10 protein-coding genes are annotated in these 13,184 nt (G+C 38.6%); 3 read left to right on the top strand and 7 right to left on the bottom strand.

Annotation, left to right across the window (positions count from 1 at the left end; translation table 11 throughout):
• Positions 1-21 precede the first annotated feature (21 nt).
• The 4 genes from IA57_RS12220 to IA57_RS12205 form a co-directional block, all read right to left on the bottom strand.
• Complete coding sequence (locus IA57_RS12220; protein WP_036124135.1) at positions 22-2,634, bottom strand: PorP/SprF family type IX secretion system membrane protein; 2,613 nt, start codon at positions 2,632-2,634, stop codon at positions 22-24.
• Between the two features lies 1 nt (position 2,635).
• A complete protein-coding gene (locus tag IA57_RS12215; RefSeq protein ID WP_036124132.1) occupies positions 2,636-4,096 on the bottom strand; it encodes a T9SS type B sorting domain-containing protein in 1,461 nt (486 codons plus the stop codon).
• A gap of 115 nt (positions 4,097-4,211) precedes the next feature.
• Complete coding sequence (locus tag IA57_RS12210; RefSeq protein ID WP_036124131.1) at positions 4,212-5,510, bottom strand: hypothetical protein; 1,299 nt, start codon at positions 5,508-5,510, stop codon at positions 4,212-4,214.
• Positions 5,511-5,797: 287 nt separating this feature from the next.
• On the bottom strand, positions 5,798-6,250 hold the full coding sequence (locus IA57_RS12205) for a hypothetical protein (RefSeq protein ID WP_036124216.1): 453 nt from the start codon (positions 6,248-6,250) through the stop codon (positions 5,798-5,800).
• Between the two features lie 279 nt (positions 6,251-6,529).
• On the opposite strand from IA57_RS12205, the gene ppk1 reads away from it, so the two are divergent.
• The 3 genes from ppk1 (at position 6,530) to IA57_RS12190 (ending at position 10,129) form a co-directional block, all read left to right on the top strand.
• Entirely contained in the window at positions 6,530-8,593 is a 2,064-nt protein-coding gene (ppk1, locus tag IA57_RS12200; RefSeq protein ID WP_036124129.1) for a polyphosphate kinase 1, read from the top strand.
• A 3-nt stretch (positions 8,594-8,596) separates the two neighbouring features.
• Positions 8,597-9,502, top strand: a complete 906-nt coding sequence (locus tag IA57_RS12195; RefSeq protein WP_036124125.1) for a Ppx/GppA phosphatase family protein — start codon at positions 8,597-8,599, stop codon at positions 9,500-9,502.
• Positions 9,503-9,601: 99 nt separating this feature from the next.
• Positions 9,602-10,129, top strand: a complete 528-nt coding sequence (locus tag IA57_RS12190) for a porin family protein (protein ID WP_036124123.1) — start codon at positions 9,602-9,604, stop codon at positions 10,127-10,129.
• 78 nt (positions 10,130-10,207) lie between these two features.
• On the opposite strand, the gene miaE is transcribed toward IA57_RS12190, so the two are convergent.
• The 3 genes from miaE to IA57_RS12175 are packed head-to-tail and all read right to left on the bottom strand — an operon-like array spanning position 10,208 to position 13,111.
• Positions 10,208-10,789, bottom strand: a complete 582-nt coding sequence (miaE, locus tag IA57_RS12185) for a tRNA-(ms[2]io[6]A)-hydroxylase (protein ID WP_036124120.1) — start codon at positions 10,787-10,789, stop codon at positions 10,208-10,210.
• A 2-nt stretch (positions 10,790-10,791) separates the two neighbouring features.
• Entirely contained in the window at positions 10,792-11,358 is a 567-nt protein-coding gene (locus tag IA57_RS12180) for a DUF4738 domain-containing protein (protein WP_036124118.1), read from the bottom strand.
• A 4-nt stretch (positions 11,359-11,362) separates the two neighbouring features.
• Positions 11,363-13,111, bottom strand: coding sequence for a DNA polymerase III subunit gamma/tau (locus IA57_RS12175; protein ID WP_036124115.1), 1,749 nt, complete (start codon positions 13,109-13,111; stop codon positions 11,363-11,365).
• Between the last annotated feature and the right edge of the window lie 73 nt (positions 13,112-13,184).

Below are 13,184 nucleotides of genomic sequence, written 5' to 3'. Positions count from 1 at the left end.
TATGTAATTTTATATTATTTATTATTCAATTTTTACTAAGGATACTTTATTGTTATAAGGCTCAGACCTTTGTTCGTTTAAGGCTCTGCTTGCGCTTTGTATGTCGTCAAACTTCTTGTAATAGATGTAATATTTGTTTGTATTTACATCAAAGAAGAAATCGATATTTTTTTGTCCGGAAGCCACGGCCTTTGTTAAAAAGTCGTCTCTCTTGGCAACATTGCTGTGTACCGCTAGAACAAGGTAATAGCCTTTCTCTGCTTTTGTAACATTCTTTAAAATTTGAATGCTGTTGTCACGTCTCTCGCCAAAGTCGAAATCTTCAACCGTTAGGGTTTGAGGGGTTGACGGAGCATTTTGTTTAATAACTTGTAAGCTCGCTCTATCTTGGGCAAAACGGTCCTCTTCGTTTTTATAAAGGGCACGTTTAATGCGACGTTTTCTTTCGTATTCTGTTGCGATGTTAATGGTTTCTAATCTCGCCTCTAAAGCTGTTTTGGCTTGAATGGCCTGACTTTGCTCTGCGTTTAACTTTTTAAGCGCTTTTTGATAGAACAAAGACACCTCATCCATTCTAATAGTATCTATTTCCTGACGCTCGTCTTGTAGCCTTTTTAACTCTTTTATAGCTTGACTTCTAGATTGTATAGTGTTTTCTAGGTCGGCTTTTATGGCTTCTATTTTTCTGTTTTCAGCAGTTGTGCTTTTAAACGGTTTTGGTTCTAGGTAAATGCCTTGCTCGCTTAAATCGTTCTCTCTTTTAAGGTCTTTAAGATCCTGATCCTTAACATCGACAGCATCCTGAAGTTTGCTTAATAAATCGGACTGAGCTTTTCTAGAGGCTTCTGCAGATTTGGCTAGAACACTCATGGATTTCGCTAAATCGTCTGTTGCAACTGGAACCGTGTTTTTAGCTTGTTCTTCAGCTTCAGCAGCCAAACGTGCTTGTTCTTCAGCTGCTGCTTTGGCTTTGGCTTCTGCAGCTAAACGTGCTTGTTCTTCAGCTGCTGCTTTGGCTTTTGCTTCTGCAGCCAAACGTGCTTGTTCTTCAGCTTCTGCTTTGGCTTTCGCTTCCGCAGCCAAACGTGCTTGTTCTTCAGCTTCAGCTTTGGCTTTGGCTTCTGCTGCTAAACGTGCTTGTTCCTCAGCTTCTGCTTTGGCTTTGGCTTCTGCAGCTAAACGTGCTTGTTCTTCAGCTTCGGCTTTGGCTTTGGCTTCTGCAGCTAAACGTGCTTGTTCTTCGGCTTCAGCTTTGGCTTTGGCTTCTGCAGCCAAACGTGCTTGTTCTTCAGCTTCTGCTTTGGCTTTAGCTTCCGCAGCTAAACGGGCTTGTTCTTCGGCTTCAGCTTTGGCTTTGGCTTCCGCCGCTAAACGTGCTTGTTCTTCAGCTGCTGCTTTGGCTTTAGCTTCCGCAGCTAAACGTGCTTGTTCTTCGGCTTCTGCTTTGGCTTTTGCTTCTGCCGCTAAACGGGCTTGTTCTTCGGCTTCGGCTTTGGCTTTCGCTTCTGCAGCCAAACGGGCTTGTTCTTCAGCTTCAGCTTTGGCTTTCGCTTCCGCCGCTAAACGCGCTTGTTCTTCAGCTTCAGCTTTAGCCTTAACTTTGGCTTCGGCAGCTGCTTTTCGGTTAGCTTCCGCTTGTGTTCTATCTAATTTTAGAGCTTGTTTGCTCTTAGGTTTTGGTACGAATAGAGCGCTAACTTTATCTTCACGGCTGTAGTCGTATCTGTTGTTATTTTTTAACTTATAGGCTAAGGTGATTTCGTGAGCAGAACCTAAGGTTGCTAAATCGCCAATGGCTTTTTCGTAATTGTATTCGATTGAAATTTGCTCGGTGATGTTTAAACCTAGGCCACCAAAGGCGCCATATAACGAGTTGTAACCTGCTTGTGCCCAAATACCTTTGGGAACGGTAAGCATAATAGCGGCAGAAAGCACGGTTTGTTCTTGTTTGAAATCTGATTTTAACAATCCGGTAAATCTGCTTTCGTCGAAAAATCCTCGGCTATCCATATAGCCAGTATACATAACATGAGCTTGGATGCTTTGTTCTGGATTGTCTTCAAGAAGTTCTGAAGAAGTGAAATTGTAGGCAACCAGGTTATTTACAGAAACCCCGAAGTCTAAAAATGCGGTGCCGTAGTTTATGCCAGGACTAACCGTTAAGATAAAGTTTGACGGGATGTTTTCTAAAGAGGGGTCGGGGTAGTTGGTTACTACATTCCCGTCGTTTATACCGCTTTTGTAGGCGCCGATATTAACACCAAACGTTAAGTTGTTGTCTCTTTGTAATCTGGCGTTGTAGGCAAAGTTTAATATTCCGCCAAAAGTGGTTAATACACCATAATTTTGTTGAAAAGCGCCAATACCAATACCGATATTTTCTCTAAACCTACCCGAATAACTGGCCATGTAAGAAACTGGAGCATCATCAAACTGCATCCATTCCCTTTTATTGGTAACACTAACATAGCTGTTTTGCTGTCTTACAAAACTAAAGGTAGGGGTGTTAACATACTGGTTGTAGGTTAAAGAGTTTCTTAAAGGCAAAGCAAGCGCCACCACACCATCTTCCTGAGAGTAGGCAAACTGCACGAAGCAGAAAAAGAATACTATAGCAAAAAGAGGTGTTTTCATGCTATTTAATTAAGGTTATGGTGCCTTTTTTGGTTTCTTGGTTACTTTTAATAATATAATAGTATACTTGGTTAATACTATTTAGCGACAATTGATTATTTGGCCAATTGTTTAGGTAATCGTTGGTTTTTAAGACGGTTTCACCGCGAGTGCTTAAAATGGTCACTTCGGTATTAGACCCGCTGGTATATTTTGCTGGAATTACCCACGTGTCATTAATGCCATCGCCATTAGGACTTACAATGTTTGGAATTTTAGCTACATCTGGAAACATGTTTAGGGCTTCCGTTACCGAAAAATAAAAGGTTCTAGAGCCGCTACAGCCATTGGTTTCTGTAATGGTTACACTGTAATCGCCAAATTCGGTAATGCTATAGGTGTCTTGTGTTGCACCTGAAATTGGGGCGTTATTAAGGAACCATTGGAATTCTGGTGCGTTGGCTGTTGTGGCAACCGTAGCTGTTAGTGTTTCGCCACTTTCTATGGTGTTTTCTTCGGGAATGTCTATGGCTGCCGTAAAAAGTTCGCTAACAAGAGTTATGGATCCTGAAGCTTGGCAGCTTCCTAGATCGACTTGAACAGCATATACTCCAGATTCTGTAGTTTGGTAATTTTGTGAGGTTGCGTTTATAATGGGGGCACCATCTTTATACCATTGGTAGTTATTACCGTTAATGGTACTAAGCATGGTGGCACTTTGGTCTGGACAAAACGGGTTGCCTAAACTAGACACAATAGATGCTGTAGCGTTTCCCGAAAGGATTTCGCTAATGGTCACTCTGTTAGAGTAGGAGTTAGAGGTACAGGTACCGTAATTGGTCTCAACAAAATAGGTGCCCTCTTGGGTAACTTCTAAAGTTTGTCCTTCAGCTACAAAAACCGATGTTGTTGCACTAATTTCTCTGTACCAATTAAAACTTAGTGATGGGTAGTTTAAAGGAGAGTCGTTAGAGCCTGTTCCGGGGTTATCGATGGTTAGCATATAACTGCCTCCGCTACAGAACGCCCCGGTAGAAACTAGATTGTTTATGGTAAAGGGCGCATCTTGCGGCTTGTAATAAGCGGCAAAGGCTGCCGAGCGTGCGCTGGTGGCCATTGGGGCTGTGCTTTTTACTCTTATTTTATAGCCTTCTCCAGCCGTAGTTGTTGGAATAGAAAAGCTTAAGGTTGCTGGCGAGGTGGTTATTTCGCCAGGATTTGAGGTATAAACTGTTGTTGGGTTTACAAAATCGCCATTAGCATCAGACAATTCTATGATGAATTGGTTGCTGCTTTCTAAGGCAGACTCTGGGGTAAAGATAAAGGTGGTGTTAAAGGTGTTAAAATTAGCATTTGCGCAGGCTTGGCTAAACCCTAAGCTTGGTGTACCAATAACGACTTGGGCATTTGTGTTTTCAAAACAAAGAAAAACAATTAAACAAACCCCTAATAAACAGTGTTTGGTTAGTGTAGTTTTAGGCATAGGCTTTGGTTGTTAGGGTTACCAAGTTAGTTAGCGTTTTGGTGTTTTGCTTGTTTGCATTTTACTTAACAATGGCGGTTGTTAACCATTGTTAAGTAAAACGTCAATAAGGGGGCTAATCCAAGCTAGAGGCAATAATTTTATTAATGCGCAATCTAAAGTCTGGTTGTGTTGGGTTTTTTAGGTCTATAAAGGTTTCGGCATCTGTACTTTTAGAGTATACGTTAAAAAAAGCGCTGTTGCCATACCAATCTTCTAAATCGTCGTTGTTTGGGTTGTATTTTGTAAAGATGTTCCCGTTACAATTGTTAAACAACATGTTCTTAAACTTAATACGATCTAGGTTTTCGCCATTTATTTTAATGTTGTCGTCTAGAATTACGGCAGGATTAAATCCGGAAATTACACTTTTAGCCATGGTTAACGAGGCTTCAGGGGCAATATAAACCGCTTCTTTAACCAAACCGATTTTAATATCAGACTCTAAGTCGTTGCTCAGGTTGATTAAGGTTAGGTTTTCGGCAGTCACAAATGTGCCTTCTTTCGATAAATCGACTTCATCAACTTGGTTGTACGACGCCACGTATAAACACTTTGGCCTGTTGGAGTTAGATTCGTAAGGCGATCTAATGGCCAATGAGTTGGTAATGGTGCTTTGGGTACCGTAGTTGAATAGGAAATCATTTCCGCTAGATTTGTAAGAAACCATTTTGCTAAGGTTTACGTTTCCGCCAATAACACTTACAGAGTTTCCGTTGCTGTAGCTAACCATAATATTTTCTATAATGGTTTGGTTGCCAATACCTGCTAAGGTTAATCCGTTAAAGTAGCCATACTTAACAGTACGTTTTCCGGCGTATTCTATTCTTACATATTTTAAAATGCCCGAGTTGCTTTCTATATTTTCGCCCCCATAGCTAATGTTTTTAGAGGAAGATGGCTTTAGGCCATAGTCTAATACTGCGGCATTGCCAAATTTGTTTATTGGAGCATCTCCTAAAACAAATAGGCCTCCCCAATCGCCTTGTTTTTTAACATCGTTGTTAGATGTAAAAACAATAGGGTCTGTTTCGGTACCTTCGGCAATTATTTTAGATCCGTTACTAACGGTTAAAGAGCCATTAGATTTAAAATCGCCAAGTATAACCGTACCTGGTTCTATGGTTAGAGTGGTACTGTCGGTTACAAAAACACTGCCTAATAATAAATAGGTATGCTTTTTAAGGAGCTTGGTGTCTTCGGTAATGTTACCGCTAAGGATTTGTGACGGTTCGTTATGCTTAACCGTATTGGGTTGAAACTCAGTCCAAGGGTTTAACCAGTTGGTTTCTCCAGTTATTCCTTTTTCCTGTTGGGCGAACATTTGACCTGTTATGAAAAGGCACACACATAAGATTTGAGTAAAGTTTTTCATAAGTAGTAGTTTTGTTGTAGGTTTTAGAATTCATTGATTAATAGAATCAAACATAACAACAAATCCCATGAAATACAAAAAATATCGATAAAAAACACAAAATTAGCTATTTTGTAAAAAATAGACTACAAAAAAGATGGATTTTGTAGGCTTTTTTTGATTTTTGAAATGGCTTTTGTATGTAGGAATTTGTTTTTCGGTTTATTGGGTTAATAGCTTTTTATAAAAAATATCCCCAATCATTATTAATGACCAGGGAATAGGGTTAAACAATAAAATGCTTTGTTTTAGTATTGATTAAACTCATTATAACTATGCAAAGATTTTAGTGTTTGTTCGTAAAATAGTACAGCGGCAATTAAATTAGATTTGTCTGAATAAGGCAAAATCTTTCTTTGAAACTCAATGGTGTTTTCAAAATATTCTTTCGCTGCATTAATGTTGTCTGCTAAAGCCTTTTTGTGATCTTTGGTGTTGGGAATACCTAACGAGGCAATTGTAACACCAGGCTTGTTGGTAAAAGCAATGTTGGGCAGCACTTTTACAATAACTTCAATACGTTCTATGTACAAGTCTAGTAATTTACCTTTATTCATGCGCTGTAATTCTTCGCGATCATGATATTTACCGATAGATACACGTTGGTTAATGAGGCTTTGTTGTTCTGGGCTTTGTTGTGCTACTAATACCGAGGTAGTAAGGAAAAATAGTGCACAAAAAAGAGTAAGTTTAGTTTTCATATCCATGTTTTTAAAATTATCCCTATATCACAAAACTATACAAATAATTAAATAATACAACTTAAAAATATGTTTTTTAATCAATAAAGTGTTTAATTATTGCGATGAAAAGCATAAAAAGTAGGAAAAATCTTATTTAGTGTTTAAATTCATATAATTAAGCTATTTTATTACAGGACCCAAAAGTATTTTTTATTTTAAAGTACCACAAGCCAAATTAATTTGTTAATGTTTAATTAACCTTATTAAGATATATTTGTAGAAAAAGAAACAACCTCAATGCCAAATACAGTAACAGTAACAAATAACTATGTTAATAGAGAATTAAGCTGGCTTCAGTTTAATGCACGTGTTTTACAAGAAGCCGAGGACGAAACGGTGCCGTTAATAGAACGGTTGCGTTTTTTAGGAATTTTTTCCAATAACCTAGACGAGTTTTTTAAAGTACGCTACGCTACGGTAAAACGCATTGTAGAAGCCGGAAAAGGTGGTAAAAGTGAATTGGGAGGCATAAAGGCGGCAGAACTTTTAGAGCAAATTACCCAAGTTGTTATCAAACAGCAAAGCCATAGCCTAGAGGTGCTAAGCAAGATTAAAACGGCTCTGGAAAAGGAAAATATTTATTTGCTTTACGAAAACCAACTAGACCAAGAGCAACAACAGTTTATTAAGGATTATTTTATACGAAAGGTAAGCCCGGCCTTGGTAACTATTATTTTAAGCGATGCGGTAGATTTGCCAAACTTAAAGGATAGCGCGGCTTATTTGGCTGTGAAAATGGTGTTGCAAAATAAAAATAAGCAGTATGCCTTGATTGAAATATCAAAATCGATGGATCGCTTTGTTGTACTACCACAAAAAAACGGGAAACGCTACATTATTATGTTGGATGATTTATTGCGTTTTTGCTTGGATGATATCTTTAATATTTTCGATTATACCGAGATTACGGCCCACATGATTAAAATAACCCGTGATGGCGAGTTGGACCTAGATAGCGATTTAAGTAAAAGCTTTATGGAAAAAATTTCAGAAAGCGTTAAGCATAGGCAGGTAGGAGAGCCGGTTAGGTTTGTTTACGACAAGACCATAGATAGCGAAACACTTAATTACCTCTTAACCAAAATGGGCATCGACTCGCACGATAGTATCATTCCGGGAGGACGTTACCACAACCGAAGGGATTATATGGACTTTCCAAGTTTGGGCAGAACCGATTTGCTTTACAGTAAAATAAGACCCCTACCTGTAAAAGAGCTAAGCCTACAGGATAGTATTTTTAAAAGTATTGCCCAAAAGGACTACTTAATACACACCCCTTACCAAACCTTTTCGTATGTGGTAAAGTTTCTTAGGGAAGCCGCATTAGACCCCAAGGTGCAGACCATTAAAATTACCATTTATCGTCTGGCACAAATATCGCATGTGGCCAGTTCTTTAATAAACGCCGCCAAAAACGGCAAGCGTGTTACGGTATCGATAGAAATCCAGGCGCGGTTTGACGAGCAAGCCAATATTGCCTATGCAGAGCAAATGAAAAATGAAGGAGTAAACCTTATTTTTGGCGTTCAGGGCTTAAAAGTGCACAGTAAAATGTGTCTTATAGAACGTGAAGAGCAAGGTAAAATAAAAAGTTACGGCTTTATAAGTACGGGGAATTTTAACGAGTCTACAGCAAAAATCTATACCGATTTTACCCTGCTAACTGCCAACCAAAGCATTCTTAAAGATATTAATAAGGTGTTTAGTTTTTTTGAAGTAAACTACAGAATTTACAGATACAAACACATCATTACCTCGCCGCACTATACAAGAAAAAGCCTGTTTAAGCTTATTAACAACGAAATCGAGAATGTAAAACAAGGCAAACCGGCTTATATTAGAATAAAAATGAACAGCCTGTCAAGCTTTAAAATGGTCGATAAACTGTACGAAGCCAGTAGGGCTGGGGTAAAAATTCAAATGATTGTTAGGGGAATATGTTGCTTAGTACCAGGTGTTAAGGGCATGAGCGAGAATATTGAGGTTATCAGCATAATCGATAAATTTTTGGAGCACACACGATTATTCATATTTTGCAACAATAACGACCCTAAAGTCTACATCTCTTCAGCCGATTGGATGACCAGAAACATAGAAAACAGGGTAGAGGTTACATGCCCCATTTACGACCCCAGCATTAAACAGGAGCTTATAGATACCTTTGATATTTGTTGGAGCGATAATGTGAAAGCCCGAATTTTATCGGCCGAACAAGAAAATGAATACAAAAGGAACCGTAACCCAAAAGTTAGGGCACAGTTTGCTTTGTACGATTATTATAAAAAGAAACTAGAAAATTAACCTATGCTTTCAATAAAAAAATATGCAGCAATAGATATTGGTTCGAATGCCGTAAGGCTACTTATTGCAAACATAATTGAAGAAAAAGGCAAAGACGTTAGGTTTAAAAAAAGCGCTTTGGTACGTGTGCCCATTCGTTTGGGAGCCGATGTGTTTTTAAAACAAAACATCTCAAAGTATAACAAAGAACGCATGATCGATACCATGACGGCCTTTAAGCTGCTCATGAAAGCGCACAAAGTGGTTAAATATAAAGCCTGTGCCACATCGGCCATGAGAGAAGCCATAAATGGCCATGAGGTCGCCAACGACATTCTGCAACAGGCAAACATAAAGATTGACATTATAGACGGTCAAGAAGAAGCCGCCATTATCGCCGAAACAGATTTGCATGAATTTATCGACTATTCAAAAACATATTTATATGTTGATGTAGGTGGGGGAAGTACCGAGTTTTCGGTTATCCATAACGGTAAAAAAACAGCCTCCCGTTCGTTTAAAATAGGAACAGTAAGGTTATTAAACGATATCGTAAAAAGCGAAACCTGGTCGGAGGCCGAAATGTGGATAAAAGACACCACAAAACATTACGATAAGATCGATCTTATTGGCTCTGGAGGGAATATTAATAAAATTTTTAAGATCTCTGGAAAGAAACTGGGCAAACCCTTAACCTATTTCTACCTCTTGTCTTATTACAAAACCTTACAAACCTATTCTTACGAAGAGCGTATTACAGAGTTAGACCTTAATCAAGACCGTGCCGATGTAATTATTCCAGCAACAAGAATTTACCTTTCTGCCATGAAATGGTCTGGAGCAAAAGATATATACGTGCCAAAAATTGGGCTGTCCGATGGCATTATAAAAAGCATTTATTACAAGACCGTTTCTAGCAATACACAGTAAAAAAAAGCTTTTTATCTTTTATATGATTTAATTATTCTGAAAACATATATATTAGCACCAATTAATAACCAATATTTTTTTTTGAAAAATCTCAACATTATGAAGAAAACAATACTTTTATTAGCAGTTGTGTTAGGAACAACTTTTGCTTTTTCGCAAAACGGTTTGCATGGTGTAAGGGTTGGGTTGAATATTTCTAATTTAGATTTCGATCCAGATGCGACTTTCTCTAACCAACACCGTAACGGATTTGCAATTGGTTTTTTTGGTGAATACATGCTTTCTGAAACCATTGCTCTAGCACCAGAAATCCAATTCTCTGCAGAAGGCGCTAAAGATGAAGACCTGCGTATCGATTACATTCAGGCCCCTATTTTATTCAAATACCAATTAGGAGGTAGACTATCTGTTGCCGCTGGACCATTGGTAAGTTTAAAAATCCACGAATATGAAGATGGGTACAAAAACTTCGCCGTTTCTGCTGCAGGAGGTCTGGAATTTATGATTACCGATGAAATTTTTATCGATGCCAGATACCATTACGGGCTAACAAACATTATTGACGACCAATATGATTTAGAGGCTAGAAATACCAACATTCAAATAGGTGTTGGGATTAAAATCTAAAGCAAACAAGATTTTAACCACTATAAAAAACCCTTCAGGTAATCTTGAAGGGTTTTGTTTTTTAGCTTCGAAAACGGGTTAACCGTGTACGGTTTCCTTTTTGCTTAAGTCTTTCATAATGTCTGCTTCGTAATCCAGAAGGGCTTGCCATTTTTTATCTACTTCTTCTCGGTTGCCGTACTGTCTTGCAAACCCCAAGAACATGGTGTAATGGTTGGCCTCGCTTACCATAAGATTGCGATAAAAGTTAGCAAGCTCTTGGTCTTTAAGTTCTTCTGAAAGTAGCCTAAAACGCTCGCAGCTTCTGGCTTCGATTAAAGCAGCATACAACAGTCTGTGCACCAATTGTGTAGTCCTGCTACCGCCTTTCGGAAAAAATTTATGCAGAGCAATAACATAGTCGTCTTTTCGGTCGCGACCCAATACCCAGCCGCGCTCAATAATTTTATCGTGTACCATTTTAAAATGGCTAATTTCTTCTTTTACCAAAGCGGTCATTTCTTTTACCAAATCGGTATATTCGGGAAAGGAAACAATTAAGGAAATGGCCGTACTGGTAGCTTTTTGTTCGCAGTAGGCATGATCGGTAAGAATTTCTTCAATGTTTTTTTCTACAATATTAACCCATCGGGGATCGGTTGGTAATTTAAGTCCTAACATGGCTATGAGGTTTTTGTAATATTAAGTTGCCCTTTAGGGTCTATTAGTAAACGGTAGTATAGGTAGGTGTTGGTTTTGGGTTTGTTGTACCAAACCCCAACAACAACCTGGTTTTTACTTAAAGTTTGAGCTTGTTCTACCCAAACGCTTTTTAAAACATATTGGTTAAGGTTTGTCGACAAAACATCGGTATGCCTTTCAAAAAGCGATTTATCTATAGTAGAAACAAAAATTTCCCGTCCTTGTTTAAACACCTTTATTTGGCCTATGCTGTTGCGGTAGTGTTCTTTGTGCGTTAAGTGACCTTGCTTGGTTTCTAGCGCGACATGAGATTTCATGTCTGTAAATGTTTTTATATGAATGCGATACCCATTGCTTAAAATGGTATCGGTTTCGCTTTCCGAATACGTTTCGGGATAAAAGGTAATGTGTTCTGAAAACGTATTTAATAAGCCCTTTTCTTTTAAAACAGTAACAGACGATTTGTGCTTGCGGGCTCTTCCATCGCAACTAATCAAGGAAAAAATGGCCAATAGCAGTACAGGCCACAAAAATGTAAATGGCTTCATGTTGTTATATGTCTAAACCAAAGGTTTTTCTTAGTAAATCTATGTTTGGGTTCTTTTCTTTAAGTTTTTCGTATTTCTCTTGGGCTGTATAGGCGTATTTTTTTTCGATTTCTTCGTTAACGGTAATGGCCAGTGAAATGTCGTAGTTTTTAAGGTCTTTTCTTAAATGGTTTAACAAATCGTATTGTTGGCGCTCAACTTCCACTTTGTTGGTGTGGTTAGGAAACTCTAAGTGAATGGTGGTTCCGTCTAGCTTAGGTTTGTCTATAGATAAAACCGATGCGAGGTTAAACTGGCCCTTTTTTTCAATAGAAGAAACAAAATAGTTCCAAGAGGTTATAAGTTCTGTTTCAGAAAAAGGCTCTTTTGGAAGCTCTTCTTCGTTAACAACCACATCCATTTGTTTAATTTCATGTGCTTTTTTGGTCTGGATGCTTTTTAAGGATAGGCCAGAGGTTGCCTTTTTAGGAATAGAAATATCTATCTTGGGTTTGGCAACTGCTTTTTTGTTAGGGGTTACCTCGGTAATGTTTTGGGCCTTAACATAGGTGGTTTTAGGCTCTGTTATGGTCTTTTTAGGTTCTTTTTCAGGGGCCTGTTCTTTATTGTTGGGTACGTTAACGGGAACCGGTTTAATACCCTTTGTTTTAAAATAGGAAGGGGGAATTATGTAATGTTGGCTATTTTTTTTTTCTCCATCAAAAGTGATGGAGGCCAATTGCATTATACAAAGCTCGACGAGAAGCCGTTGGTTCTTGCTGGATTTATACTTTAAATCGCATTCGTTAGCGAGCTCTATGGCTTTTAGTAAAAAGGTTTGGTCGCTTTTTTGGGCCTGTATTTTGTACTTTTCGGTGGTTTCTTCTCCCACCTCCAATAGGTCTATTGTTATTGGGTTTTTGCAAACCAGTAAATCCCTAAAGTGCGAGGCCAATCCGGCAATATAATGGTGGCCATCAAAACCTTGGGCCAGGATGGTGTTGAATTGTACCAGCAAATCGGGAATGTTATTTTCTAAGATATAATCGGTGCTCTTAAAGTAGGTGTCGTAATCGAGAACGTTAAGGTTTTCGGTAACGGCTTGCCGGGTTAGGTTGTTTCCAGAAAAACTCACCACGCGATCAAAAATCGACAGCGCATCGCGCATGGCACCATCTGCTTTTTGGGCAATAATGTGCAGAGCATCGTCTTCGGCTGTAATGCCTTGTTCTTGGGCAATATACTTTAAGTAGGCCTTGGCATCTTTCACGTTAATTCGCTTAAAATCGAAAATTTGACAACGCGATAGGATGGTAGGAATAATTTTATGCTTTTCGGTAGTGGCTAAAATAAAAATACAGTGTTTAGGCGGCTCTTCTAACGTCTTTAAAAAGGCGTTAAAGGCGGCTTGCGACAGCATATGCACCTCATCGATAATATACACTTTGTATTTGCCCACTTGGGGCGGAATGCGCACTTGGTCGGTTAGGTTTCTAATATCGTCTACCGAGTTGTTTGACGCTGCATCGAGTTCAAAAATATTAAAGGCAAAATCCTCGTCGCTTTGTTCTTGGCCATTGCTGTTTATCATTTTGGCCAAAATGCGGGCACAGGTTGTTTTTCCTACGCCTCTAGGCCCTGTAAAAAGTAGCGCCTGTGCAAGGTGGTTATTTTCAATGGCATTTTGTAACGTATTTGTAATCGCGCTTTGGCCTACAACATCCTTAAATGTTTGTGGCCTATATTTTCTAGCTGATACTACAAAATGTTCCATGAAAAACCGTTAGAATAACAAAGTTAATAATTCGCGCTAAACTACAGAATTAAGATGTTTAAATTTGAAAGTT

The sequence above is a fragment of the Mangrovimonas yunxiaonensis genome, from assembly GCF_000733475.1.
Classification (GTDB): Bacteria; Bacteroidota; Bacteroidia; order Flavobacteriales; family Flavobacteriaceae; genus Mangrovimonas; species Mangrovimonas yunxiaonensis.
Note: the sequence above shows the minus strand (reverse complement) of the source record. Positions and strands in the feature narration are given on the sequence as shown.

What these genes read in the sequence shown, in the direction of transcription:
- IA57_RS12220 (WP_036124135.1), bottom strand. Translation starts at nt 2,634, where the DNA reads ATGAAAACACCTCTTTTTGCTATAGTATTCTTTTTCTGCTTCGTGCAG.
- IA57_RS12215 (WP_036124132.1), bottom strand. Translation starts at nt 4,096, where the DNA reads ATGCCTAAAACTACACTAACCAAACACTGTTTATTAGGGGTTTGTTTA.
- IA57_RS12210 (WP_036124131.1), bottom strand. Translation starts at nt 5,510, where the DNA reads ATGAAAAACTTTACTCAAATCTTATGTGTGTGCCTTTTCATAACAGGT.
- IA57_RS12205 (WP_036124216.1), bottom strand. Translation starts at nt 6,250, where the DNA reads ATGAAAACTAAACTTACTCTTTTTTGTGCACTATTTTTCCTTACTACC.
- ppk1 (WP_036124129.1), top strand. Translation starts at nt 6,530, where the DNA reads ATGCCAAATACAGTAACAGTAACAAATAACTATGTTAATAGAGAATTA.
- IA57_RS12195 (WP_036124125.1), top strand. Translation starts at nt 8,597, where the DNA reads ATGCTTTCAATAAAAAAATATGCAGCAATAGATATTGGTTCGAATGCC.
- IA57_RS12190 (WP_036124123.1), top strand. Translation starts at nt 9,602, where the DNA reads ATGAAGAAAACAATACTTTTATTAGCAGTTGTGTTAGGAACAACTTTT.
- miaE (WP_036124120.1), bottom strand. Translation starts at nt 10,789, where the DNA reads ATGTTAGGACTTAAATTACCAACCGATCCCCGATGGGTTAATATTGTA.
- IA57_RS12180 (WP_036124118.1), bottom strand. Translation starts at nt 11,358, where the DNA reads ATGAAGCCATTTACATTTTTGTGGCCTGTACTGCTATTGGCCATTTTT.
- IA57_RS12175 (WP_036124115.1), bottom strand. Translation starts at nt 13,111, where the DNA reads ATGGAACATTTTGTAGTATCAGCTAGAAAATATAGGCCACAAACATTT.